This is a genomic window from Sinorhizobium fredii USDA 205 (assembly GCF_001461695.1).
Taxonomy (GTDB): Bacteria; Pseudomonadota; Alphaproteobacteria; order Rhizobiales; family Rhizobiaceae; genus Sinorhizobium; species Sinorhizobium fredii.
This window is the reverse complement of record NZ_AUTC01000128.1, coordinates 60,315-79,528: the sequence shown is the minus strand read 5'-3', so window position 1 is coordinate 79,528 and position 19,214 is coordinate 60,315. Positions and strand designations below refer to the sequence as shown.

At 63.7% G+C, this 19,214-nt stretch carries 19 protein-coding genes and 1 pseudogene; 9 read left to right on the top strand and 11 right to left on the bottom strand.

Going from position 1 to position 19,214, the window contains the following annotated elements:
* Positions 1–280: 280 nt before the first annotated feature.
* On the top strand, positions 281–835 hold the full coding sequence (locus N181_RS13115; RefSeq protein ID WP_337419109.1) for an invasion associated locus B family protein: 555 nt from the start codon (positions 281–283) through the stop codon (positions 833–835).
* A gap of 72 nt (positions 836–907) precedes the next feature.
* Here N181_RS13115 and ribB read toward each other — a convergent pair whose 3' ends face one another.
* Both ribB and aroC read right to left on the bottom strand, forming a co-directional pair.
* Positions 908–2,008 (bottom strand): 3,4-dihydroxy-2-butanone-4-phosphate synthase, encoded by a 1,101-nt coding sequence (gene ribB / locus N181_RS13110; RefSeq protein ID WP_037392622.1) that lies wholly within the window; start codon positions 2,006–2,008, stop codon positions 908–910.
* A gap of 20 nt (positions 2,009–2,028) precedes the next feature.
* A complete protein-coding gene (gene aroC / locus N181_RS13105; protein ID WP_037392623.1) occupies positions 2,029–3,126 on the bottom strand; it encodes a chorismate synthase in 1,098 nt (365 codons plus the stop codon).
* 613 nt (positions 3,127–3,739) lie between these two features.
* Here aroC and N181_RS13100 point away from each other — a divergent pair.
* Positions 3,740–4,000, top strand: coding sequence for a DUF1344 domain-containing protein (locus tag N181_RS13100; protein WP_014761401.1), 261 nt, complete (start codon positions 3,740–3,742; stop codon positions 3,998–4,000).
* 47 nt (positions 4,001–4,047) lie between these two features.
* On the opposite strand, the gene N181_RS13095 is transcribed toward N181_RS13100, so the two are convergent.
* The 4 genes from N181_RS13095 to N181_RS13080 all read right to left on the bottom strand — a co-directional run bounded on the left by N181_RS13095 (position 4,048) and on the right by N181_RS13080 (position 7,509).
* Positions 4,048–4,632: a histidine phosphatase family protein gene (locus N181_RS13095; RefSeq protein ID WP_014327588.1), complete on the bottom strand. Its 585-nt coding sequence runs from the start codon at positions 4,630–4,632 to the stop codon at positions 4,048–4,050.
* Positions 4,633–4,772: 140 nt separating this feature from the next.
* On the bottom strand, positions 4,773–5,591 hold the full coding sequence (gene fabI / locus N181_RS13090) for an enoyl-ACP reductase FabI (RefSeq protein WP_014327587.1): 819 nt from the start codon (positions 5,589–5,591) through the stop codon (positions 4,773–4,775).
* Between the two features lie 204 nt (positions 5,592–5,795).
* Positions 5,796–6,848, bottom strand: coding sequence for a DnaJ C-terminal domain-containing protein (locus tag N181_RS13085; RefSeq protein ID WP_037392626.1), 1,053 nt, complete (start codon positions 6,846–6,848; stop codon positions 5,796–5,798).
* Positions 6,849–7,056: 208 nt separating this feature from the next.
* On the bottom strand, positions 7,057–7,509 hold the full coding sequence (locus N181_RS13080; RefSeq protein WP_037392629.1) for an RT0821/Lpp0805 family surface protein: 453 nt from the start codon (positions 7,507–7,509) through the stop codon (positions 7,057–7,059).
* 140 nt (positions 7,510–7,649) lie between these two features.
* Here N181_RS13080 and pdxH point away from each other — a divergent pair, with 140 nt between their 5' ends.
* Entirely contained in the window at positions 7,650–8,270 is a 621-nt protein-coding gene (gene pdxH, locus N181_RS13075; RefSeq protein ID WP_037392632.1) for a pyridoxamine 5'-phosphate oxidase, read from the top strand.
* A 54-nt stretch (positions 8,271–8,324) separates the two neighbouring features.
* Here pdxH and N181_RS13070 read toward each other — a convergent pair whose 3' ends face one another.
* The gene (locus N181_RS13070) at positions 8,325–9,437 is read right to left on the bottom strand and encodes a polysaccharide deacetylase family protein (RefSeq protein ID WP_037392634.1); all 1,113 of its coding nucleotides are present in this window, start codon (positions 9,435–9,437) and stop codon (positions 8,325–8,327) included.
* Positions 9,438–9,678: 241 nt separating this feature from the next.
* Here N181_RS13070 and N181_RS13065 point away from each other — a divergent pair, with 241 nt between their 5' ends.
* Entirely contained in the window at positions 9,679–10,932 is a 1,254-nt protein-coding gene (locus tag N181_RS13065) for a D-alanyl-D-alanine carboxypeptidase family protein (protein WP_037435814.1), read from the top strand.
* On the opposite strand, the gene N181_RS13060 is transcribed toward N181_RS13065, so the two are convergent.
* From N181_RS13060 to N181_RS13050, 3 genes and pseudogenes are all read right to left on the bottom strand, one after another.
* Positions 10,933–11,412 (bottom strand): GNAT family N-acetyltransferase, encoded by a 480-nt coding sequence (locus N181_RS13060; RefSeq protein WP_014327581.1) that lies wholly within the window; start codon positions 11,410–11,412, stop codon positions 10,933–10,935.
* A gap of 32 nt (positions 11,413–11,444) precedes the next feature.
* Positions 11,445–12,860 carry a metalloprotease TldD gene (gene tldD, locus N181_RS13055; protein WP_037392640.1) on the bottom strand — a complete coding sequence of 472 codons (1,416 nt, stop codon included), beginning with the start codon at positions 12,858–12,860 and terminating at the stop codon, positions 11,445–11,447.
* 73 nt (positions 12,861–12,933) lie between these two features.
* Positions 12,934–14,132: pseudogene (locus N181_RS13050) on the bottom strand (winged helix-turn-helix domain-containing protein).
* Between the two features lie 132 nt (positions 14,133–14,264).
* Between N181_RS13050 and N181_RS13045 the strand changes: the two are divergent.
* The 5 genes from N181_RS13045 to N181_RS13025 are packed head-to-tail and all read left to right on the top strand — an operon-like array spanning position 14,265 to position 18,818.
* Complete coding sequence (locus tag N181_RS13045) at positions 14,265–14,945, top strand: energy-coupling factor ABC transporter ATP-binding protein (RefSeq protein WP_037392644.1); 681 nt, start codon at positions 14,265–14,267, stop codon at positions 14,943–14,945.
* A complete protein-coding gene (locus N181_RS13040) occupies positions 14,939–15,544 on the top strand; it encodes a CbiQ family ECF transporter T component (protein WP_037392647.1) in 606 nt (201 codons plus the stop codon). Before N181_RS13045 ends, N181_RS13040 begins: the two co-directional genes overlap by 7 nt.
* A gap of 32 nt (positions 15,545–15,576) precedes the next feature.
* Positions 15,577–16,140 carry a biotin transporter BioY gene (locus N181_RS13035; protein WP_037392649.1) on the top strand — a complete coding sequence of 188 codons (564 nt, stop codon included), beginning with the start codon at positions 15,577–15,579 and terminating at the stop codon, positions 16,138–16,140.
* Between the two features lie 4 nt (positions 16,141–16,144).
* The gene (locus tag N181_RS13030) at positions 16,145–17,641 is read left to right on the top strand and encodes a class I adenylate-forming enzyme family protein (protein ID WP_037392650.1); all 1,497 of its coding nucleotides are present in this window, start codon (positions 16,145–16,147) and stop codon (positions 17,639–17,641) included.
* Complete coding sequence (locus N181_RS13025; RefSeq protein WP_037392652.1) at positions 17,625–18,818, top strand: thiolase family protein; 1,194 nt, start codon at positions 17,625–17,627, stop codon at positions 18,816–18,818. The genes N181_RS13030 and N181_RS13025 overlap by 17 nt, the downstream gene beginning before the upstream one ends.
* Here N181_RS13025 and N181_RS13020 read toward each other — a convergent pair.
* Positions 18,806–19,207 carry an acyl-CoA thioesterase gene (locus N181_RS13020; RefSeq protein WP_060563423.1) on the bottom strand — a complete coding sequence of 134 codons (402 nt, stop codon included), beginning with the start codon at positions 19,205–19,207 and terminating at the stop codon, positions 18,806–18,808. The genes N181_RS13025 and N181_RS13020 overlap by 13 nt on opposite strands.
* Positions 19,208–19,214 lie beyond the last annotated feature (7 nt).

Here is a 19,214-nt window from a genome sequence, read left to right as displayed (position 1 = left end):
GACCAGCGCCGCAACATCTGTGCAATGAACCTCGTGCGGCATTTTTGCACAAAGCCAAGTTTTCCCGCCGCCCCCTTCGCGCCGCATCGAGATTGGCTTGGGGCTGTGGTCCGCAGCTGGTCTGACGCCCTGCCACACGGGCGCCCTTCCGCAGGGCGGCCAAGGAGAACCCTCCGCTGCGCCCGATACGAGCGAGAGAGGCCCAATTTCGGCCATATGCCGCTGGAATGTAAGAGGCAGGGCTTTTCATTTATCTCTATGCGCTTCAAGAATAGCCCGAATGATTCGACGTTTTGAGGTTTACATGGGCCTGTCCCTCTTCTCCCGGCTGCCCGCTTTGGTCGCGCTCGGAATTGCCGCCTTCGTCTTACCCACCGCAAGCATGGCCCAGCAATCCGCCGCGACACCGGGGACCGTCAAGTCGAACCACGGCGCCTGGTCGATCGTCTGCGATCAGCCGGCCGGCGCCTCGGCGGAACAATGCGCGCTGATGCAAAACGTCATCGCCGAGGACCGGCCCGAGGTCGGGCTCTCGGTCGTCGTTCTCAAGACCGCCGACCGCAAGGCGAAGATCCTTCGCGTTCTGGCGCCGCTCGGCGTGCTTCTGCCCAACGGCCTCGGCCTCAACGTCGATGGCAAGGATATCGGCCGCGCCTACTTCGTCCGCTGCTTCTCCGACGGCTGTTATGCCGAGGTCGTGCTTGAGGATGAGCTATTGAAGACGCTGCGCGCCGGTGGGACGGCAACCTTCATCGTCTTCCAGTCGCCGGAGGAAGGGGTCGGCATTCCGGTCGACCTCAAAGGCTTCGGCGAGGGCTACGACGCGCTTCCGTAATTCCCGGTCAACTGCCGAAATGACGAAGCCGCGCTCCTTTGGATGCGCGGCTTCTGTGACTCGCAGTACGCGCTACAGGATCTCGGTCGCGGCAATCTTGATGCCGAAGCCTTCGAGGCCGACATAGTGACGCGCACGAGACGAGAGGAGGCGGATGGAGGTGATGCCGAGGTCCTTGAGGATCTGGGCGCCGAGACCGATTTCCAGCCATTCGCTTTCGCGAGCCTGCGCTTCCGAATGGGCCTCGCGTTCATGCTTGCCCTTTCGCGCCGTCTGCGAGACGCCGACGCCGACCGAGCCCTCGCGCAGATAGACGATAACGCCCCTACCCTCGCCGGCGATGCGCTTCATGATCTCGTCGATCTGGCGGTCATTGCCGAAGACGTCCGCGCCGACATTCTCGAGGTGAAGACGGACAGGAATATCGACGCCGTCGCGAACGTCGCCGAAAACGACGGCGAGATGCTGCATCGGATCCCAGGGCAGTGAATAGGTATGGGCCTTCGCCTTGCCGTAGGCCGTCTCGATCGCGAAGCTGTTGGCCTTCTCGATCAGGGTCTCCTTGCGCTGGCGGTAAGCAATGAGATCGGCAACGGAGACTTGCTTCAGACCGTGCGTTTCGGCGAATGCCTCCACCTGCGGACCGCGCGTCACGGTGCCGTCGTCATTGACGAGTTCGCAGATGACGCCGATCGGCGGCAGGCTCGCGAGCTTGCACAGGTCGACGGCCGCCTCGGTGTGGCCGGAGCGCATCAACACGCCGCCCTCGCGCGCCACCAGCGGAAAGATATGGCCTGGCCGGACGAAATCCGTCGCTCCGACATTCGGATTGGCAAGGTTTCTCACTGTCAAGGTGCGATCGTCGGCAGAAATGCCGGTGGTCGTCCCGTGCTTGAAGTCGACGGAAACCGTAAAGGCCGTGGTGTGAGCGGAATCGTTCTCGGCGACCATCGCATTCAGGTTGAGGCGTTTCGCCTCATCGCGCGGCATCGGCGCACAGACGATGCCCGAGGTATGCCTGACGATGAAGGCCATCTTCTCCGGCGTGCAGTGCACCGCCGCAACGATCAGGTCGCCTTCGTTCTCGCGCCCGCCGTCATCGGTGACGACGACGATCTCGCCGGCCTCAAAGGCGCGAATAGCCTCGACGACGCGCTTCTGGTCATACGACATCTTCACTCTTCTCCAGAAAGTTACTTCAGCCGGCCGGTTTGGCCCCGGTCGCGCAGATAGTGATCGGCGATCGTGCAGGCAAGCATGGCTTCGCCGATCGGCACGGCCCTGATCCCGACGCAGGGATCGTGGCGACCCTTGGTGCGCACGTCGACCTCGTTGCCGTCGCTGTCGATGGAGCGGCGCTCGGTCAGAATGGACGAGGTCGGCTTGATCGCCAGACGCGCAACGACCGGCTGGCCGGTCGCGATACCCCCGAGGATGCCGCCGGCATGGTTGGAAAGAAACACCGGCTCGCCGTCCGAGCCGACGCGCATCTCGTCGGCGTTCTCCTCGCCGCTCAATTCGGCCGTGGCAAAACCATCGCCGATCTCGACGCCCTTGACGGCGTTGATCGACATCAGGTTCGAAGCGATGTCCTGGTCGAGCTTGCTGTAGATCGGTGCACCGATGCCGGCCGGTACGCCCTCGGCAATCACTTCGACGACCGCCCCCATCGAAGAGCCGGCCTTGCGAATGCCGTCGAGATATTCCTCCCATACGGGGACGATTGCCGGGTCCGGCGCAAAGAACGGGTTGTTGTTGACCTCGGCCCAGTCCCAATTGGCACGATTGATCCGGTGCTTGCCGATCTGCACGAGCGCGGCACGCACGACGAGGCCCGGCACCACCTTGCGGGCGATGCCGCCTGCCGCCACGCGCGCGGCCGTCTCGCGTGCCGAGGAACGGCCGCCGCCGCGATAGTCGCGAATGCCGTATTTGACGTCGTAGGTATAGTCGGCATGACCCGGGCGGTAGCGCTTGGCGATTTCCGAATAGTCCTTCGAGCGCTGGTCAGTGTTCTCGATCATCATCGAGATCGGCGCGCCGGTGGAGATCATCGTCTCGCCGTCTTCGTCGAGCATGACGCCGGATAGAACCTTCACGAGGTCGTCTTCGCGACGCTGGGTCACGAAGCGCGACTGGCCGGGCTTGCGTCTGTCGAGCCAGGCCTGAATTTCGGCGAGCGTGAAGCGTATGCCGGGCGGGCACCCGTCGACGACGCAGCCGAGCGCCGGCCCGTGGCTCTCGCCCCAGGTGGTGACGCGGAAGAGATGACCGAAGGTATTGTGCGACATGACGGCTACCGTGCTCAGGACCCGAGAGATCGGACAGGCTGATCCAATCCCTTCGGATCGATTCTAATCCAGTGAGAGCAGAACGCGAACCACTTCGCATTCGTCATTCTGCCTCCGACGCCACGCAAGGCGCGCGACTTCTCTTAGTGTAAAGCGCTCATCGGGAAAAGGGCTTCCGCAGTCGCGGCGAGACTTGCCCGCGATTCGCCTACTGCATGTCTCATTAAATCGACCTCGATTTAAGGACAAAGACATGCAGCAATTCAAAGCACTACAGCGACCTTTGCGTGCCTGATAAGGCGCGCGGCGCTGTAGAGCACCGATCCCGGATCGTAGCGCCTCTGCCTCGCCGCCGAACCGCCACGACGGCCTTCGTGATCTTTCTTTGGAAAACCCTGCGGCACCGCCCTCGGCAAGACGTACAGCAAGCGCATTCCCGTTCCGGCCGCTTGAAATCCGCGCGGCTCGCGTTCACTCTCCCTTTCGCCGAAAGCACTCTCGGAATCAGCAGCTTAAATCCTAAAAAACCATGGCGAAAAGAACTTTTGCCACAATCGGGGATCAAAGGGTGATGACAAGAAAATTCGCAAAATCATGGATAAGGGCAAGGAAGATGCGATTTGTCATTGCGACGCTCATGGCTACCGCAAGCTTGCTTTCGCCCCTCTCGGTCCACGCCGAAAGCGCCGACGTCGAGGCCGTGATCACCAATATCGACACCGAGCGACTGAGCCTCTCGCTCGACGACGGCAAGAGCTACCAGGCGCCCGAGGAATTCAACTTCGAGGGGCTGGAAGCCGGCGTCAAGGTCCTCGTCTTCTACACGGAAGTCGATGGCAAGCGCGTCATCAACGACCTGGAGATCGTCCAGTAGGATGTTCCGCCGATCGGCCGGACAGGTGGTCGGGCCTTTCGATTTTTTCAAAGCCAGTTGATCGAGCCGTCGACGATCTTCAGCAGCCGGTCTTGCGGGATGGCTGCTGCCGCCGCCTCATCCGGCTCCATTTCTCCGAGCAGCTTGAACAGCGTACGAATAACCCCGCCGTGGCTGACGCAGACGGTGGGCTCTCTCACACCCTTCAGCCAGGCACCGACGCGCCAGGAGAGGATTTCATAGCTTTCCGCATCCGCCCCGGGCGGTATGAAATCCCATTTCGCCACCCGTCTCGCGGCGATGCGCTCCGGTACCCGGCGCTTCAGATCCGCAAGTGTAAAGCCCTCCCAGGCGCCGAAGGACACCTCCTTCAGCCGCTCGTCGGTGCGATAGGTGAACGGGTCGAGCCCCATGGCCCGCCTGAGGCGCTCCATAGTTTCACGCGTTCGACCGAGCGGACTGCTGACGAAATCAAAGCCGGCCGCATCGCGCCCGAGGATCTCGCCCAGGGCAGCGCCGTTGCCGGTCGCCTGCTGGCGACCGGTTTCGTTGAGGGGAATGTCCTTCTGTCCCTGAAGACGGCTCTCGGCATTCCAGTCCGTCTGGCCGTGGCGAACCATGTAGATCAGCACAGTGTTCACTCCGGATGAGGCCGCCGCCCACCGTGCGGCGCGTCTTATCAGGCACGCGAAGGTCGCCGTCGCCCCTGGCCCGCCGCCTGATCCGGATCGAATTCGATACAGGGAATCAGGCAGTTGCAGTCAAGTAGCGATCAATCCTTCAGGACGGAAATGTCCGGAGCGTCGACCGCTTTCATGCCGACCGTATGATAGCCGGAATCGACATGATGCACCTCGCCGGTGACACCGGTCGACAGGTCGGACAGGAGATAGAGCGCCGAATTGCCGACCTCCTCGATCGAAACGGTTCGCTTCAGCGGCGCATTGTACTCGTTCCACTTGAGGATATAGCGGAAATCGCCGATGCCGGAGGCGGCAAGCGTCTTGATCGGGCCGGCCGAGATCGCATTGACGCGGATGCCGCGGTTGCCGAGATCGACGGCGAGATAGCGCACGCTTGCTTCGAGCGCCGCCTTGGCGACGCCCATGACGTTGTAATGCGGCATCACCTTTTCGGCGCCGTAATAGGTGAGCGTCAGCATCGAGCCGCCGTCATTCATGATGCGCTCGGCACGCGCCGCAACGGCCGTGAAGGAGTAGACGGAAATATCCATCGTCCGGGTGAAGTTGTCGCGGCTCGTGTCGAGGTAGCGGCCCGTCAGTTCATCCTTGTCGGAGAAGGCGATCGCGTGGACGACGAAATCGATCTTGCCCCATTTCTCCTCGAGCGCCGCGAAAACGGCGTCGATCGTAGCAAGGTCGGTCACATCGCAATGTCCGGCCATGAAGGCGCCGAGTTCCTGCGCCAGCGGCTCGACGCGCTTCTTCAGCGCATCGCCCTGCCATGTTAGCGCAATGTCAGCGCCCGCTTCAGACAAAGCCTTGGCGATGCCCCACGCAATCGAGCGATTGTTTGCGACGCCCATGATGACGCCGCGCTTGCCATTCATCAGACCCGATGCCTGAGCCATGGAATGTCCCCAATACTGTCTGCCTGGACCGGCCGGGGCCGATGCCAGATTTCCGAATGTCGATGGCGCCGCACCACGCCACCAAAGATGGGTGCGGCAAAATGTCGAGAATTGCCTATGGCATAGCCGCCAGAGCGGTTCAAGCGCGGCGCGGATCAGGAACTGTTAGTCCCCGTAATATTGGTTCAGCTTGTCATTGAACCGTTACAAATAGAGGCCGTCGCGCTGCGACCGCATCAGGTCGGTGACCTTGTCGTCGGGCTTTTCATGCAGCACCAGGCGCAACTCGACAAGGAGGTCGCCGTATTCGCCATAGGCGCCGTTCAATCCCTTGCCAGGAATTCGGATAATCCTGTCGGATCCCGACCACGCCGGCACCTGGACCGTTGCGGTTCCGTTCGGCGTTTCAATCGTTGTCTCGCAGCCGAGCACCGCATCCTGGAGGTCAAGCGGCAGGGTGGTCACGAGATCGAGGCCCTGGGTGCGAAACGGACCGTCCTGTCGAATACGCAAGGTCGCGACGACATCGCCCCGGGTCATTCCGGCAACGCGGTATCCCTGCTCCCTGAGCCGAACGACCTGTCCGTCTGTTGCGCCAGGCGGAATTCCCACCTTCACGGTTTCGCCGTCCGGGAGTTCCAGGGACACACGCGCCCGGTCGATGACCTCGTCGATACTGACGGAAAGATCAACAACCAGATCCGGCACCTTCTCCGCCGTTTTCGTCATGCGATCGCGGATGCGCCGGACGATTGCCGCGACCAATTCGGTCCCCGGCGCGGCGAGGCGTCGGACGGTTGCGTCCGTTTTTGCCGGCTCCTGTTTCGTCTCGGCCGGCGATTCCGGCTTTGCCGCGGCGGCGGGACCGGTCTTCTCGGCGGGGCGCGATGCCGAAGCCTTAGGCCTGCTGGCGGATGGCGCCGGCTGGGGATCGACGCCGAAGATGCGCGAGATCGCTTCCTCGGCGCTCTCCGTGCCGACTGGCTCCTCGGCCGGCTCCGGCCCGCGCATCTTTTCCTTTATCGCTTCCATGCGCCGCAGTTCCGCCTCGCGCCGCGCCTGGTCGTAGCGGTTCCTGCGCGCAGGATCCCGCAGCAGTTCGTAAGCCCTGCCGGCTTCGGCAAAGCGTTCGGTTGCCAGAGGATCGTCCTGATTGTGATCCGGATGGATCGCCTTGGCGACGGACCGCCAGGCGGTCTTGATTTCCTCCTGCCCGGCATTGCGACGCACACCGAGGATTGCATAGGGATCGCGCATGGCTTGTCACCACATTCTTGAAACGGTCGCACTTTGCCGCGGCTCGTCTAGGCATCACCACAGCAGCCGTGATGGGCCGCCTTTCTCGAAACCGATGATCTGGGGAAGTTGCTAAATAACGGTTAGTCGGCCAGTCGCGCCGCAGCGGAACCCGGCCGTCCAAAGCCGGCGGTCCGTGCCTTTTCGGGAATGTGGTTAACCGGGGATTTCAGCCCTGCGGGCCGAAGCTCGTCAGATACCATTCGCCATTGTCGAGCCGGCAGGTCCTGCCGTCAAACTTGGCGATGCCTTCGAAAGAGTGGCGCGTGGTGGTGAAGCGGCGGCAAATCACGCCGGAAGCGCGGTCTTCCTCGATGCTGCTGATGACGCCGGCGCTGCCGGACGAGGCATTGGCCCACGGAATGGCGCTGCCGCTCGCAGCGATATCGGCAGAGGAAACGGCATTGCGCACGGTGACTGCATCGGAGAGACCGTCGGAAGTCCTGGCGACCGGCACGGTCCCGGTTGCGACCGAGCGATCGACGCTCGAGCTACCGAACAGATCGAGGCCCCCGCCCATGCAGCCTGGAAGCGCGACGACAGTCAGGCATAGAACCGTACTGCGCAGCAACGCAAAGGAAAAACGCTTCTTGCCATCGATCCACTTTGCTATGTCTTGCACGGCAGTCCTGTCAGTCTCGCCAGAGCTCTGGCGCAGCGCGAGGAAGCGCTGGCAGGCTCAGACAATTTTCGATGCGGAGACACCGATCGGGCTCATCCCGAACGTGTCCCCGCGCCAGATACACGGCATAGGAAGGCAATATGACCGCGAACGAGTTAACAACCGGTGACTTCACGGACGCAGACGAGCCCTTTTCCCTCTTTGGCACATGGCTGAAGGACGCCGAGAAGAACGAGGTGAATGACCCCAACGCGGTCGCCCTTGCGACCGTCGATCCCGATGGACTGCCCAATGTGCGCATGGTGCTGCTCAAGGGGTTCGACGAAAGCGGCTTTGTCTTTTACACAAATTTCGAGAGTCAGAAAGGCCGCGAACTGCTGTCGACCCTGAAGGCCGCCATGTGTTTCCACTGGAAGTCGCTGCGCCGCCAGGTGCGCCTGCGCGGCCCGGTGGAAATCGTCACCGATGAAGAGGCGGACGAATATTTCAGGAGCCGGCCGCGCGGCAGCCGCATCGGCGCATGGGCCTCGAAGCAGTCCCGGCCGCTCGAGAGCCGCTTCGCGCTCGAGAAGGCCGTCGCCGAATTCACCGCCCGTCACGCCATTGGCGAGATTCCGCGTCCGGAATACTGGTCCGGCTTCCGCATTCGGCCCACCTCCATCGAGTTCTGGCACGACCGTCCGTTCCGGCTGCATGATCGCGTCGAGTTCCGCCGCCCCGTCCCGGAAGGGGGCTGGGAGAAGGTGCGGATGTATCCGTGACGCCAGGGTAGCGACCTATCGCGCACTACAGCGCCGCGCGTCCAATCGGACGCGCTAAGGTCGCTGTAGCACTTTGAAGTGCTGCATGATTTTGTCCTTAAATCGATTCCGATTGAAGGAATCATGCAGGAGCCGAAATGGAATGCCGGAGGCCAGAGCGGACACATAGCGCGCGCTTTGGAAATGACCGTTCAGCGAAATCCGGGGAACGGCGTGACGATTGACGCCAGGGGAGAGCGTCCCCGGTTCTGTCGTGACTGCAACGGCAAAGCCGAGATCCGCGGCAAGCCGATGATCACGGGCCGAGACCGTCGGCCGGAAGCCATAGGGATAGGCGACGGTCAGCGGCGGCCTGCCGGTGATGGCCTCGACGCGTGCGGCGGATGAGGCGATTTCCCGGCGGGCCTCGTCGTCATTGAGCCGCGCCAGCGCCCGATGGCTGATCGTGTGCGCACCGAGGCTCGCGAGCGGGCTTGCGATCAAGGCGCGGAGACCGCTTTCGTCAAGCGTCAGTTGCTCGGTGATGGCGAAGGGGTCGATGCCATGCTCCAACGCAGCACGGTTCAGAGCCGCCACGGCGCGCGCCTCATCTGCGCCATGGACATAGCTGGCGATGCGATCGAAGGCAGTCTGCTTCTGCGCGGAAGTGCCGCTCGAAACCAATTCCGCGCCGTCGCCGAAGTCGAAGCGGAACTCGTGGCGGGCGGACAGCAAATCGGCAAGCGTTTCCCACCACAGCGTATGGGTGCGATCGACATAGCCCGCCGTGACGAAGACCGTGAAGGGCACGCCGTGCCGCTCGAATACGGGCAGCGCCCATTCGAGATTGTTGCGGTAGCCGTCGTCGAGGGTGAAGCAAGCGACAGGCCCCTTGTCGGCCGAGGCAAGACAGGCTGGCAACTCTTCGAGCGCAACAAAACGGTGGCCACGGCGCTTCAACGTCAGGATCGTCTTCTCGAGGAACGTCGGGGTGATTTCCAGATGCGCGTTGGGATCGAAGGCCCGATGATCCTTGGGGCGGACATGATGCAGGGTAAAGATGGCGCCACGACCGCGTGCCTCTGCCATCAGCCCTGCACGCGCAAGAGCATGTGCGGCCTCGAGCCCGCCGGCAATGGCGGCCCGCCTCAAATGGTTCCGGACCATCGTCGCGAGCGAATGTTGCATCCTTCTCCGCTGTCCCGCACTGGCTCGCGAGACGCCAAGACGCCCGCCCCGCTAGCAATGCCGCAGCTTTACGCCAGCACTGTTAAGCCTTGCTGAATCGGGCTCGCTCCTCGAAAGTCGGGCAATGTCTTAAAAAAGGGCTGCCTTTATCGATTTTCGGCCTTAATGTTACGACAAATCCACGGCCGTCACGTTCTGATACACTTCGCGCGCCAGGTGCTATGCGGTCCAAGGGGGAATCATGAGGAACTTGCAAATTGCCTTGGCTGCGATCGTGGCATTCGTCGCCGCCACCGCATCCGCTTTCGCTGGCAGCGCTTCTTTCGTTATCGACGCCCGCAGCGGCAGGGTCCTTTCCGCCGAGAACGCCGACGAACTGAACTATCCCGCGTCATTGACGAAGATGATGACGCTGTACCTGACCTTCGAAGCGTTGCATCGGGGCGAGATCAACTGGCAGACCCCGGTACCGATGTCGAAGGAGGCGGCGCGCAAGCCCCCCACCAAGCTTGGCCTCAAGCCGGGCGGTGCCATCACGGTGGAAGAAGCCGTCTACGGCATGATCGTCCATTCCGCCAATGATGCCGCTGCGGCGATGGCGGAAAAGCTCGGCGGCTCGGAAGCCGCATTTGCGCAAATGATGACGGCAAAGGCGCGTCGGCTCGGGATGACACGCACCGTCTTCGTCAACTCATCCGGCCTGCCTGCAAGCCAGCAGGTGACGACGGCGCGCGACATGGCGAGGCTCGGCATGGCACTGCTCCGGGACTTCCCTCGGGAGTATCGGCTCTTCTCGGCGCAGAGCTTCAATTTCCGCGGACGCGTGATGCGCGGCCACAACAGGCTGATGTATCGCTACGACGGCATGGACGGCATCAAGACCGGTTATACCAACGCCTCCGGCTTCAATCTCGTCAGCGCCGTCCGGGACGGCAACCGCCGCATCATCGGCGTCGTCCTCGGCGGGCGGACGGCAAAGAGCCGCGACAACAAAATGGCCGCCTTGCTCGACCAACATTTGGGACGCGCGCCCGCGCCGGATGGTGGCCCGGCGATCGCCGCAGCCAAACAGCTGGACACGGTCGAGGTCGCGACCTTGCCCGGCGTTTCGCTCTATGCCGAACCCAATCGTGCGGGAAAAAACGCGAAAGCAGCTCTGATGGCGGCCTCGACGACCACCGTGGTTCCCGCGGATCGGCCGACCGCCATCGAGGAGGTTGCGAGCACCGAGCCGAAAGCAGACGCCTACTGGCAGATCCAGATTTCGACGGCGACCTCGGCGGAAGCCGCGCGCAAGATCCTCGTCGAGGCGCAGTCGGCTGGCGGTGCGGCCCTGCTCGGCGCCTCGCCGCATACGGACGTGGACGGCAGCGGCTCCGCCAAGCGCTACCGCGCCCGCTTCATCGGCTTCGCCAGCCGGGAGGCGGCGACCTCGGCTTGCAACATTCTCAAGAAACGGTCCTACGAGTGCCGGTTGCTTCCCGGCCGCGGCTAGTTAGGGCCGACGAACATAGAATTTCGTATCGACGCCCATGACCGGAAAGCTCGCCGGCAGGTCTTCTCTGGCGATTTCGACAAAGCCGTTCTTTTCGTAGAACCGATGGGCGGCGAGAAACTTCTCGGTCGTCCCCAAATAGATCGCCTCTATCTTCCGCCGCTCGGAATGGGCGAGGAGTGCATCGAGCAGGCCGGCGGCGACGCCGTGTTCGCGGCCACGAAATTCGGGCGCGACGAACATCTTGCGCAAGGCCGCCTCGGCTCCTCCGATATCTTTCAGGGCGATCGTGCCGACGATCCGTTCGCCAGCGGCGGCAACCCAGAAGTCGCCGTCGCCCGTCTGGTAGAATTCGGGGATCGCCCGAAGATCCGGCTGATCTTCGGCGGTGATGGCAATGCCGAATTCCTCGCGCTGGATGGGCAGGATGACGTCGATGACGCCCTGCTCGTCCGACGCTGAAAAGCGCCTGATCTTCATTATTTTTCCCGCGCCCCGTTAAATCGCCGCCGCTATGCCTGCGTGCCGCCGACGGTGATCTGGTCCATCCGAAGATGCGGTTGGCCGACACCGACAGGCACCCATTGGCCTCCCTTGCCGCAATTGCCGATGCCGGTGTCGAGTTTCATGTCGTTGCCGACCATCGTCACCCGCTTCATCGCGTCCGGTCCGTTGCCGATCAGCATGGCGCCCTTGACCGGCGCTCCCAGCTTGCCTTCTTCGATGAGATAGGCTTCGGTGCAGCCGAACACGAACTTGCCTGAGGTGATATCCACCTGGCCGCCGCCGAAGGAAACGGCATAGATGCCTTTCTTCACCGAGGCGATGATTTCCTCGGGTGTCCGGTCGCCGGCAAGCATGTAGGTGTTGGTCATGCGCGGCATGGGCACATGAGCATAGCCCTGGCGCCGGCCATTGCCGGTCGCCTTCATGCCCATCAGCCGCGCGTTCTGCCGATCCTGCATATAGCCGACAAGCTTGCCGTCCTCGATCAGCACGTTGTAGCCGGAGGGCGTACCCTCGTCGTCGATCGAGATCGAGCCGCGCCGCGCCTCGATCGTGCCGTCGTCGACGACCGTGACGCCCTTGGTTGCCACCTGCTCGCCGAGGAGCCCGGCAAAGGCCGAAGTTTTCTTCCGGTTGAAGTCGCCTTCCAGGCCGTGCCCGACCGCCTCATGCAGCATCACCCCCGGCCAGCCGGAAGCGAGCACCACGTCCATGGTTCCCGCCGGCGCATCGATCGCCTCGAGATTGACGAGCGCCTGCCGCAACGCCTCGTCGGCACCGCGCTTCCAGTTTTCCTCGGTGATGAAATCGCCGAAGCCGCGCCGTCCGCCGATGCCGAAGGTACCGGTTTCCTGCCGGTCACCCTCGCCGACCACGACCGAGATATTGATGCGCGTCATCGGCCGCACATCATGAACCCGATGTCCGTCCGCCCTCATGATGTCCACGACCTGCCAGCTTGCCGCGACCGTCGCCGTCACCTGCCTGACCTTGGGCTCTTTGGCGCGCAGATAGGCGTCGATCTCCTGGAGCAAAGTCACCTTCGACTCGAAGCTCGGCTCGCCGATCGGGTTTTCATCGCCATAGAGCTTCTTGTTGGTGCGCTGCGGGGCAGCGGCATAGGAGCCGGAATAACCGCGGGTCACCTGCCCGACCGCGTCCGCCGCCCTCTTCAGGGCGGCAAGCGACAATTCCCCGGCATGGGCATAGCCCACCGCTTCGCCGGCGACGGCGCGCAGGCCGAAGCCCTGGTCGGTGTTGAAGCTGCCGCCCTTAAGGCGGCCATTGTCGAAGGAAAGCACCTCCGCCTGGGCGTGTTCGAGAAAAAGCTCGCCATCGTCGGCGCCGGCAAGCGTCTCGGAGAGAACCTTGCGGACCGTTGCCTCGTCCGCATCGAAGAGGCTTATGAGGTTGGTGTCCATCGTTCTGCTCCGCGCCGTGAGAATTCTTCGCTCCATTTAGGGAGCCCGGGTGCGCAAGCCAAGAAAAAATCGATCAAGTGAGGCTGGCGTTCCAGCCTTCGAGCAGATTGACGTCGCCGACGCCGGCGAAGCGGGCGATCCGGTCGAGTTCGGCCATCACCCTGTCGATGCGGCCCGACGACGGCTTGACGCCCTGTTCGAGCCAGAGCCGCCGAACCTCGAGGCGGCCGCGCTTGCGATCGGCCTTCATGTCGATCCGACCGATCAGCCGATCGCCTTCGAGAAGCGGAAAGACGTAGTAGCCATATTCGCGCTTCGCCTCGGGAACGAAGACTTCGATGCGGTAGAAGAAGCCGAAGAGGCGGTCGGTCCGGTTCCGGTCGCGCAGCAACGGATCGAAAGGGCTCAAGACGCGAATGCGGGACGGCGGATCCGGAACATCGCGGAGGTTGTCCGAAAAGCCCGTAAAGGCATAGGACGGCCGCGGCTTGCCGCCATTGGCGGCCTCGACGAGAATCTCGCAAAGCTCGTCGCGGTGCTCGGCGACCCAGGCCTTGGCCTCGTCGGGCGAGACGAGATCCCAAAAAGCGGCGATCTCCCCGTGCGTTGCAAAGCCGAGGCGTTCGAGGGCGCTGCGGCAGGCCCAATCGATGAACTCCGGATGGCTGACGTCGCCTTCGTAGTGATGCGCCGGGATGACCCGTTCCGTCAGGTCATAGACCTTCTGGAAGTTGACCCGGCGGGCGATCGCCAGCCTGCCCTGACGCCAGAGCACCTCGAGGGCTGTTTTCGACGGGTGCCAGTTCCACCAGCCGCCGGATTCGTGATGATCCTCCTTCAGCTCTCGCGCCATGACCGCTCCGCCGCTGGCGACCCGCTCGTAGGTTTCGTCGCAACTCGCATCGAACCCCTCGCCGCGCCATCTGCGCCAGCGCTCTCTGAGCGTTTCGCTCTCCCATTTGAAGCGATGCTTCCAATAGACGAAGAAGACGCTCGGAATGATCGAAGCGTCGTGGGTCCAATGCTCGAAGAGCTCGCCGTCCTCTTCCAGCAATTCGTTCAAATGCTCGCGGCGATAGGTCTGGTTGCGCGAAAACAGGATCTGGTGATGGGCGCGCTCGACGGTCGAGATGCTGTCGACCTGTACGAACCGATGTCGTGGATCAGCCGCAGCAGGCCATCCTTGCCGAGGGCGCGCTGCGGCGCGGCAGAGAGGCCCTGCTTGGCAAGAAAGATGCGTCGGGCATCGCGGTTGGAGAGGCGAATCGTCATGGGCAGGAGAATAGGCTTTTATTCCCAACTTTCAAATGCAATCCAACCATAAAGCAATCGGGCAGAGGCTGCATTGCCCTCGCCGATCGAGTTGCCCTATAGAGCCACCACGACAACTGACGAGGACCAAGATTGGACATCCGCTTCACCGATTGCTCGGTCCGGTTCGGCGAGCGGGTCGCGCTTCATCCCCTGACGCTTGCCCTCGACGAACGGCGCCTCGGCATCATCGGCCTCAACGGCTCCGGCAAGACGACCTTTGCGCGGCTGATCAACGGGCTGGTCAAGCCGAGCACGGGGCAAGTCTTGGTCAATGGGCTTGATACGGTGAAGGACGACCGGGCGGTGCTGGCCGAAGCAGGCTTCATCTTCCAGAATCCGCAACACCAGTTGATCATGCCGATCGTTTCCGACGACATCGCCTTCGGGCTGAAAAATCGCGGCCTGCCGGCGCACGAGATCTCCTCGCGAACGGAGGCGGTGCTGGCGCGTTTTGGCGTCAGCCATCTCGCCAGACGTCGGGTGCACGAGCTTTCCGGCGGGGAGACGCAGCTCGTCGCCATGGCCAGCGTCGTCGTCACCGGACCGAAGATCCTGATGCTCGACGAGCCGACCAACCAGCTCGACCTGCGCAACCGCCGCATGGTCGCGGCAACGATCGACGCACTTGACGAGGATACAATCGTCATCACTCATGATCTGGGGCTCGTCGAAGGAGTTGAACGCCTCCTGCTGTTTCACGAGGGCCGCCTCGTTGCCGACGGCAGCCCCGGCGAAACGATCCACCGCTATCATGAGGTGGCCGGATGCTGACGAGCCTCTATGTGGAAGGGCAGAGCTGGTTTCACCGGGTGCCGGTGCGTCTGAAGCTCATCGCGCTTCTCATCCTGAGCGTGGCGCTTTTTACGACGAACGCGCCGTTTCTGTTGCTGCCGGCCTTTCTCCTCTGCGGCGCCCTCTATCTTTCGCTCGGCATGACGGCGCGCCAGGCATTTTCGCGGGTCGGCTTCGTTTTGTTCACGATCCTCGTGCTGGCGGCGGTCAATCTCTTCCTTGTCCCCTTCCCCGATGTGGTCGCTCTCGTGCTGCGGCTGGCGGCTCTCGTGCTGTTTGCCGCCGCCGTCACGACGACGACGACGATCGGCGCCTTCATGGACGAGATCACCATCCTCCTGAAGCCGCTGGAGCGTCTCGGCCTGCTGCGGGCCGCCGATGTCAGCCTGGCGCTCGGCCTCGTCCTGCGCTTCGTCCCGGATATCTTCGCCCGCTATCAGGCGATCAGTGAAGCGCACCGCGCCCGAGGACTGCCGATCCGTCCGTTGACGATCATCGGGCCGCTGATCATCCTGACGCTGAAAGATGCGGACACGATCGCGGCGGCCATTGACGCGCGCGGATTTCGCCGCCAATAAATTCGCGCTTTCTAATAAAAGGGTAGGACTACATGAACACCAGAGACCTCGTCCTCATTGCGCTATTCGCCGCAATCGTCGTCGTGCTCGGCCTCATTCCGCCGATCACGCTCGGCTTCATTCCCGTTCCGATCACCGCGCAATCGATGGGCGTCATGCTGGCCGGCTGCATCATCGGCGCCAAGCGCGGCGCGCTCGCGTTCCTGCTGTTCATCCTTTTGGTCGCGATCGGCCTGCCGGTGCTGTCGGGCGGTCGCGGCGGGCTTGCCGTCTTCGCCGGGCCATCGGGCGGCTTCATCCTCGGCTGGGCGGTCGCCGCCTTCGTCACCGGGCTGATCGCCGAGCGCTTCGTACACCAGGGCAATTCGGAAGGACGTCAGTTCGTCGGCTTCTTCCTCGCCTCGGTGATCGGCGGGATTGTCGTCCTCTACGCGATCGGCGTTCCGTGGCTCTCCGCCGTCACGGGCACGCCGCTCACGGCCGCCGCGACCGGCTCTCTCGTGTTCATTCCGGGCGATCTCCTCAAGGCAGCGATCGCCACACTTGCCGCGCGCGCCGTCTACGCCGGCTATCCGCTGCTGCCGGCCCGCGCCTGAGGCGATGCCGCTCGTACGTGCCATCCTGCGGCATGCGGGCGAGCGCCCGCACTCCCCGGCCTTCCGCACGGAGGGCCGGGTTCTCACATTCGGTGAGCTTGCCGCGGCGGCAGGCCGCATTCTGCACGCGATCGAACAAGCGGCCCTGCAGACAAGGGAGCAAAGTGTCCTTGCCGGCCGTGTAAGGCTGATCGCGCTCGAAACCGGCAATCACCCGCTCTTTGCCGCGGCCTTCATCGCCGCGACGTCGGGCGGCAATTGTGCGGCACTCATCGATCCGCACCTGCCGGATTCGAGCCGCCAACGGATGAAGGAAAAGCTGCGGCCGGAGATCGTCATCCGCGCGGACGGCGACCACCTGTGCCTGGACGTGCCCTCGGTAGGACAGACGCTTGCGCTCGAGACTTTCGACGGCTCCTCCGCGATCCGCATCGGCGATGATGCCGAACCCTTCCTCGTCGTCTTTACCTCCGGCACGACCGGCGACCCGAAGGCGATCATCCGCGACCGCAGATCCTGGCGCCTCAGCCTCGAAACCGGTCAGGAATTTTTCGGCATAGGGCCGGAAACGGCGACCTACGCACCCGGACCGCTGGCGCACGGGCTGGCGCTGTACGCTTTAGTCGAGTGCCTTGCGGCCGGAGCCGAATTCGTCGGCGCCCGTCATTTCGAGCCGCGCCAGGCGCTCGATGTGATCGGCGGCGCCGGGACGAAACGCCTCGTGCTGGTGCCGACGATGCTGCGGCGACTTTGCGAACAGGCGAAGGGCGCGGCCTTGACCTCGGTCGAAAAGATCACCGTTGCCGGCGCCAAGCTCACACCGGCGGATCGAAGCGCTGCCGCCCGCGCCTTCCCGGCGGCAGACGCGATCGAATATTACGGCGCATCGGAACTCGGCTTCATCACCGTCGCCGGCGCGGACGACAATCATTCCCCGACCGCCGTCGGCAAGCCATTCCCGGGCGTCCGGCTGACCATCCTGGACGATCGCGGCAACAACCTGCCGCCGGGAGAAACCGGGACGATCTTCGTCGAAAGCGCGCTGATATCGGAGGGCTACATCGCGAGCGGTGACGGCGACGGTTTTCGCCGCGAGGGGCGGCTCGCCACCGTCGGCGACCTCGGATTTCTCGACGGGGACGGCACGCTGCATCTCATCGGCCGGGCCGGCGGCATGGTGCTTTCCGGCGGCAACAATATCTATCCTTCCGAAATCGAAGCGGCGCTCCTGGCGGCGCCCGGCATCCAGGCAGCGGTCGCTTTCGGTCTCGACGATCCGGATCTCGGCAGCGAGCTCGTGGCTATCCTTCAGACGAACCGCGACCGGTTCAATCGTCAAGCGCTGGACCGTCATCTTACTGCCGCCCTGCCGCGCTACAAACATCCGCGAAAGGTCTGGCTCTGCCAGGAGATGCCGATGACCGCCTCCGGCAAGGTCGCGGCCGGGCGACTGCGGCAATGGATCGCGGAGGAGAACGGTGCCCTTGAACGCCTTTTCTGATCCGGCTCGCACACCGGTCGTCATCGCGGCGCTGCGAACCCCGATCGGCCGCGTCAATGGCAGCCTCGCAAAGATCGAGCCCGAAAGCCTCGCCGCCTTGCTGATCGACAGGATCGTCACCGATACCGGAATCGACAGGAACGACATCGACGACGTGCTTCTCGGCAACGCCGCAAACAGCGCCGGCAACCTCGCGCGTCTCGCCGCTCTCGAAGCGGGCCTGCCCGTTTCCATTCCCGGCGTGACTGTCGACCGCCAATGCGGCTCTGGCCTCGAGGCGATCGTTCTTGCGGCGCGGCAGATCCAGGCCGGCGCCGGGCGATATTTTCTCGCCGGCGGTACCGAAAGTGCCAGCCGCGCCCATATCCGCCTTCGCCCGCCGCTGGCGCGAGGCGAGGAACTGCAGCCGGTGAAGCGCGCCCGGATGGCTCCCGATCTCATCGGCGATCCGGATATGGGTGTTGCGGCGGAGAACGTCGCCGCGGCCTGCGGGATATCGCGAGAACGCCAGGACCAGTTTGCCCTCGGAAGTCATCGCCGTGCCGTGGCGGCCGAGACGGCCGGCCGCTTTGCCCGCGAGATCGTGCCGGTGGAGACGCCGGCCGGCCGCGTCGCCATTGACGAGTGTCCCCGCCCCAACGCCTCGGCCGAGACGCTCGCCCGGCTGAAGCCAGTCTTCGTCAAGGACGGTACCGTCACCGCCGGCAATGCCTGCCCGATCAATGATGGAGCGGCAATCGTGCTGGTCACGTCGCTTGCCGAGGCGCGCCGGCTTGGCGTGCCCTTTGCACTCGAATTCGTCGACGCGGCGACGGCGGGCGTCGATCCCAACCTGCTCGGCCTCGGCCCGGTGCCGGCGATGGCGAGGCTTCGTGCCCGCAACCCGGCGCTCGACGTCGACAAGGTCGACTTCATCGAGTTCAACGAGGCCTTCGCCTCACAGGTTCTCGGCAGTCTCGATCCACTCGGCATTTCGCCAGAGCGCGTCAATCGCGACGGCGGTGCCATCGCGCTCGGCCATCCCTATGGGGCTTCCGGCGCGATTCTCGTCGTCAGGCTGTTTTCGCAGATGCACGCCGCAGCGACAGGCAGCGAGGGGCTGGCAATGATGGGCGTCGGCGGCGGCATGGGCGTCGTCGCCCATTTCCGCTCGCTGAGGCTCGATCACGCCGCATAGGCAGCGAGCCAGTCGCGGGTCGCAGCCGGCAACGGCACCGGCTGATGGCGAACGGGATCGACGGCGACCCAGACGATCTCGACCTCCGCCGCCAGATGGGCACCGGCCTCGACGCGCACGGCAAAGCTCACCGAACTGCCGCCGATCTTGGAGACGGATACGGTGAAGCGGGCCGGTTCGTCGAAGCGCAGGCCGCGATGGAAGAGGCAGGCCGAGCGGCGCACCAGATAGGCTGGTTCGTTCTTGACCGGCGGCCGATGCCGCCAGAGGCTGGCGAGCGCCGCCTCGGCATGCGCGTAGTAGGCCGCATTGTGCATGTGGCCATGCATGTCTATATCGCGAAACGGAATCCGGATTTCCGTGACATTTTCCCGCTCTGTGCCGTCCATGCGAGGC

Coding starts and splice junctions, on each gene's coding strand:
- N181_RS13085 (WP_037392626.1), bottom strand. CDS start 6,848: ATGCGCGATCCCTATGCAATCCTCGGTGTGCGTCGCAATGCCGGGCAG.
- N181_RS13070 (WP_037392634.1), bottom strand. CDS start 9,437: ATGCAACATTCGCTCGCGACGATGGTCCGGAACCATTTGAGGCGGGCC.
- N181_RS13100 (WP_014761401.1), top strand. CDS start 3,740: ATGCGATTTGTCATTGCGACGCTCATGGCTACCGCAAGCTTGCTTTCG.
- N181_RS13060 (WP_014327581.1), bottom strand. CDS start 11,412: ATGAAGATCAGGCGCTTTTCAGCGTCGGACGAGCAGGGCGTCATCGAC.
- N181_RS13115 (WP_337419109.1), top strand. CDS start 281: ATGATTCGACGTTTTGAGGTTTACATGGGCCTGTCCCTCTTCTCCCGG.
- tldD (WP_037392640.1), bottom strand. CDS start 12,860: ATGGACACCAACCTCATAAGCCTCTTCGATGCGGACGAGGCAACGGTC.
- fabI (WP_014327587.1), bottom strand. CDS start 5,591: ATGGCTCAGGCATCGGGTCTGATGAATGGCAAGCGCGGCGTCATCATG.
- ribB (WP_037392622.1), bottom strand. CDS start 2,008: ATGTCGTATGACCAGAAGCGCGTCGTCGAGGCTATTCGCGCCTTTGAG.
- aroC (WP_037392623.1), bottom strand. CDS start 3,126: ATGTCGCACAATACCTTCGGTCATCTCTTCCGCGTCACCACCTGGGGC.
- N181_RS13035 (WP_037392649.1), top strand. CDS start 15,577: ATGAACACCAGAGACCTCGTCCTCATTGCGCTATTCGCCGCAATCGTC.
- pdxH (WP_037392632.1), top strand. CDS start 7,650: ATGACCGCGAACGAGTTAACAACCGGTGACTTCACGGACGCAGACGAG.
- N181_RS13040 (WP_037392647.1), top strand. CDS start 14,939: ATGCTGACGAGCCTCTATGTGGAAGGGCAGAGCTGGTTTCACCGGGTG.
- N181_RS13065 (WP_037435814.1), top strand. CDS start 9,679: ATGAGGAACTTGCAAATTGCCTTGGCTGCGATCGTGGCATTCGTCGCC.
- N181_RS13030 (WP_037392650.1), top strand. CDS start 16,145: ATGCCGCTCGTACGTGCCATCCTGCGGCATGCGGGCGAGCGCCCGCAC.
- N181_RS13020 (WP_060563423.1), bottom strand. CDS start 19,207: ATGGACGGCACAGAGCGGGAAAATGTCACGGAAATCCGGATTCCGTTT.